Source organism: Campylobacter showae CC57C, from assembly GCF_000344295.2.
GTDB lineage: Bacteria > Campylobacterota > Campylobacteria > Campylobacterales > Campylobacteraceae > Campylobacter_A > Campylobacter_A showae_B.
The window spans coordinates 1-1,065 of sequence record NZ_AOTD01000149.1; the positions used below are offsets into that span (position 1 = coordinate 1).

Below are 1,065 nucleotides of genomic sequence, written 5' to 3' on the forward strand. Positions count from 1 at the left end.
GTCGGTTCGAGTCCGACCTCGGGCACCATCAAAAACCCTTAAAACATACAAAAAACATAATGCACCCACTATTTTGTTATGGTTGCTGCAAGAGTTATTTTAGATGCGATTTATTGTGCCGCTAAACCTACTCACACGCCTTAACCAATCCAAATATTTTGCCTTTTAGGCCTTTTTTATCTTGGTAAGATTAAGGTGCACATTTATACAACGGAGGCGCTAAAATGAACGATCTATTTATCGGCGTCGTATTCTATTTTGCTTTTATCTTTTTCGGGCTTCTTTTTATTGCTATTTGCGCCTTTTGGTATATTTCTATCCCGCTATTTTGTGTTTACGCATATTTCAAATTTTTTAAAAAAAGAGAGAAAATTTAAAGCTAGAGTTTTAGAGTCTTAGAACTCTTTTGCAAGCTTTAAGGCTATTTTATAAGACACTACGCGAATCATATCTGCTAAATACCGCTAAAAATATTACAGCGGCGAGCATGAAACCGTCGCCGCTAGTTTTAAATTTTAGCTAAATTTGGCTTCAAATTTAAATTATTTTGCCACTACGCTTGCTCGCTCGTAGTGCGCGATGATTTTGTTGTGAATGAGTATCGAGATGTAAATCACCGCACCGCCTAGGCAAAGTCTTAGTATGTCCGCATCTTTATGCCAAAAGACTAAATTTACGATGATGGCTGCAGGTATAAGGGCGTTATTCATGATAGCTAGAGTTCCGCTATCTACCTCGCACGCGCCTTTGTTCCATAAAAAGTATCCAAGGCCGCTAGCTCCGATACCAAGCCACAGTAGTACAGCACTCTGGGTTAGGTCGAGGTTAATTTTTTCCGGATTTCCAAACATAGCAAATGCTACGCCCGTAACCGCCGCGGCTCCGACGAAAAAGTAGCCAAAAACCCCTCTTTGCTCGTTAAAATCACGCTTTTCTAGCAAAAATTTATACGCGCTCTGCCCGACGCCAAAGCATAAATTCGCTCCCTGTACGAGCAAAAATCCATGCCAAAAGCCGCTATTTACGTTGCCGTACTTGATGATGAGCGCACCCAAAACCGCCGTA

At 41.1% G+C, this 1,065-nt stretch carries 1 protein-coding gene; it reads right to left on the reverse strand.

Features of this window, described 5'->3' with window-relative positions; genetic code table 11:
* Positions 1-542: 542 nt before the first annotated feature.
* Positions 543-1,065: EamA family transporter (locus tag H740_RS05665; protein ID WP_002952301.1), on the reverse strand; the 523-nt coding region annotated here is incomplete at its 5' end.